This is a genomic window from Streptomyces sp. NPDC055506, from assembly GCF_053643595.1.
Genome location: NZ_JBSHKH010000263.1, coordinates 1 through 3,086 on the forward strand (window position 1 = coordinate 1; position 3,086 = coordinate 3,086).

The 3,086-nt window shown below is 69.6% G+C and carries 4 protein-coding genes; 2 read left to right on the forward strand and 2 right to left on the reverse strand.

Annotated elements, in window-relative coordinates; all coding sequences use genetic code 11:
- Nucleotides 1-275, reverse strand: a 275-nt coding sequence (locus ACWIF2_RS40415; RefSeq protein WP_454366667.1) for an ATP/GTP-binding protein, incomplete at its 3' end; no start/stop codon positions are given.
- Nucleotides 276-527: 252 nt separating this feature from the next.
- Between ACWIF2_RS40415 and ACWIF2_RS40420 the strand changes: the two genes are divergently transcribed.
- The gene (locus tag ACWIF2_RS40420; protein ID WP_454366669.1) at nucleotides 528-1,556 is read left to right on the forward strand and encodes an LLM class flavin-dependent oxidoreductase; all 1,029 of its coding nucleotides are present in this window, start codon (nucleotides 528-530) and stop codon (nucleotides 1,554-1,556) included.
- A gap of 85 nt (nucleotides 1,557-1,641) precedes the next feature.
- Here ACWIF2_RS40420 and ACWIF2_RS40425 read toward each other — a convergent pair whose 3' ends face one another.
- The gene (locus ACWIF2_RS40425; protein WP_382590517.1) at nucleotides 1,642-2,034 is read right to left on the reverse strand and encodes an SCO5389 family protein; all 393 of its coding nucleotides are present in this window, start codon (nucleotides 2,032-2,034) and stop codon (nucleotides 1,642-1,644) included.
- Nucleotides 2,035-2,287: 253 nt separating this feature from the next.
- On the opposite strand from ACWIF2_RS40425, the gene nucS reads away from it, so the two are divergent.
- Entirely contained in the window at nucleotides 2,288-2,959 is a 672-nt protein-coding gene (gene nucS, locus ACWIF2_RS40430) for an endonuclease NucS (RefSeq protein ID WP_454366671.1), read from the forward strand.
- The last annotated feature ends 127 nt before the right edge of the window (nucleotides 2,960-3,086 follow it).

Genomic DNA, 3,086 nt, shown 5'->3' on the forward strand with positions numbered 1-3,086 from the left:
TTCCAGCAGGCCTTGTGCCAGTGCCGGCGGTCGTCGACGCCCGCGTGCTCGGACCAGGCCACCACGTGCGGCACACCGTCGGGGATCATCTGGTCACAGCCGGGACAGCGGTAGGACTTGCCCTGCGCGCTCGCGCCGGCCACATGCCGCACGCTCCAGTTCTCGCCCTGCCAGTTCTCCGAGGACTCCCAGCCGCCGTAGCGGCCGGGGCTGTCGTCCTCGGCGCTCCGGCCGGACGAACCGGCATCCTTGGGTCGGTTGCGACGCGGGGACACGGGACACCTCTCGGGGCTATACAGGAAGCACGGGCCGTGTCCAGCCTACGCGGCGCGGACGAGGGTACGCGTACGGCACCAATCGCCACAAGTCCCTCGCCGGGCGAGGCGGGTGCTCCCCCGGCCCGCAGCGGAACGCCCCATTCTGCAGACAATCCGCAAAATACTCCGCCCGGCCGTGTCCTCGGCACGTGTCAGACGGTTATGCCCTGCGGGGGAGCTCCGAGTCGGAGCCAAGGAAGCAGGAAAGCAATGCACGTTGGAAGTTTCGTGTTGGCGGCCCAGTTCCCCGGCCAGGGCGAGGGAGAGGCGCTGCACCGCGCGGTCCGCTCGGCCGAGGTGGCCGAGGAGTCGGGGCTCGACGCGGTCTGGCTGGCCGAGCACCACTTCGTGCCGTACGGCACATGCCCGTCGGCCATCACCCTGGCCGCCTTACTGCTCGGCCGCACCCGCCGCATCCGGGTCGGTACGGCGGTCAGTGTCCTGCCCACCGCCCACCCCGTGGCCCTCGGCGAACAGGCCGCGCTGCTGCACCACACGAGCGGCGGCCGGTTCACGCTGGGTGTCGGGCGCGGTGGCCCGTGGGTCGACCTGGAGGTGTTCGGCGCGGGCCTCGAGGCGTACGAGAAGGGGTTCCCGGAGGCCCTGGATCTCCTGGACCGCTGGCTGCGCGAACCGTCCGTGGCGGCCGACGGGGAGCGCTTCCGCTTCCGTGCGGTCCCGGTGGTCCCCCGGCCGTCGGAGGCCCTGACCGACGTCCATGGGCCCGAGCTGGTGGTGGCCTGCACCTCCCCGGCGAGCGTGCGGCTGGCCGCCGAGCGCGGTCTGTCGATGCTGCTCGGGATGCATGTGGGGGACGAGGAGAAGGCCGAGATGGTCGCCCTGTGGCGGCAGCACGCGCGGGCGTGCGGCCGGCCCGCCGAGGAGATCCTCGGCGCGTCCCATGTGTCGGCCGGCGTCTGCCAGATCGCGGACCGGCGTGTCGACGCGGCGGAGACGCTGATGAAGGCGATGCCCGGCTGGCTGAAGCAGGGCCTGGAGGCGCATGTCACGGTCGACGGGCGCACACGCCGGATGCGCGACCCGCTGGCGTACACCGAACTGCTCTGCGGGCTGCACCCGGTGGGGACGCCGCGGCTGTGCGCCGACCGGCTGGCGGCGACCAGCGAGCGGACCGGCATCTCCCGCTTCGCCCTGCTCGTCGAGGGCTCCGGAGACCTGGCGGCGACCGAGGAGAACGTACGGCGGCTGGGGACCGAGGTGCTCCCCCAACTCGTCTGAGCGCGCGGTGAATTCCTGGGGGCTTGCCGCTCCGGTACAGAAAACGCACCTCCCGCGTACGGAGCGGCAAGCAAGCGGCGCCGCGTCAGCAGTCCCGGAACTCGGGTGACTGGTTCAGCACCTGGCTGCGGACCGAGGTGAAGCGGTTCAGCTTCTCGTCGACCGAGGAGTCAAGCGGGAACACGGCTACCCGGTGGCAGTTCTGGAAAGCCAGCCGCACACCGAAGTGCCGTTGCAGCGCGCCGCGTATCGCGTCACTCGCAAGCGCACGCAGCAACTGACCGCGTGCCTGCTCGTCCGGCGGAGGCGTCTGGTTGTCGGCGAACGCACCGCCGTCCACCTTCAGCTGGGCCACCAGGGAGCTGATCATCTCCCACGCATAGGGCAGGGAGGTCCGGACGCAGTCGACGAATTCCGCTTCGTCGACCTCGCCTCGCTCGGCCTGTTCGAGTAGGGCCGGTGAGACGTCGAGCGACATGAGTTCTCCTCTCGCACCCCCGACGAGCGGGGGTTGCCGGACAGATAGGGGAGGTTCGCGATACCGGACACGCTGCGTACACACCTCGCGACCTCCCGTTCATACGGTAAGCAACCGACGGTGACGGCACCAGGAGAATGCGCAGATGAGACACTCTCAATGAGCACACCCTGCACACAATCGGCCATTACCGAACACGTGTTTTCCAGGGCGAATCGCGTCGGCAGGCGCCCGTCGAGTAGCGTTGCCGACCATGCGTCTCGTCATTGCCCGCTGTTCCGTGGACTACGCCGGGCGGCTCACCGCCCACCTTCCCTCGGCCCCGCGCCTGATCCTGGTGAAGGCGGACGGCAGCGTCTCGATCCACGCCGACGACCGGGCCTACAAGCCCCTGAACTGGATGTCGCCGCCCTGCACGCTGAAGGAGGGCACCGGCGAGGAAAAGGGCGTCTGGACCGTCATCAACAAGGCGGGCGAGAAGCTCATCATCACGATGGAGGAAGTCCTCCACGACTCCTCGCACGAACTGGGCGTGGATCCCGGCCTGATCAAGGACGGCGTGGAAGCGCACCTTCAGGAGCTGCTCGCCGATCGTATCGAGACACTCGGCGACGGCTACACCCTGATCCGCCGCGAGTACCCGACCGCCATCGGGCCGGTGGACATCCTGTGCCGGGACGCCGACGGCAAGACCGTCGCGGTGGAGATCAAGCGGCGCGGTGAGATCGACGGCGTGGAGCAACTGACGCGCTATCTGGAGCTGCTGAACCGCGACCCCCATCTCGCGCCGGTCCGCGGCATCTTCGCCGCCCAGGAGATCAAGCCCCAGGCCCGCGTCCTCGCGACGGACCGGGGCATCGGCTGCCAGGTCCTCGACTACGACGCGATGCGCGGCATCGAGGACGACAAACTGCGACTGTTCTGACCCACCAGGTCTCTGACCCACCCCCACCAGACGAAGAGGGCCGGGTCCGCGACGACCGCGAGCACCGTGCGGGGGACCCGCACGGTCTGCACGATGAGCCTGATCTCGGTGAGCCGCTGGTCGGAGC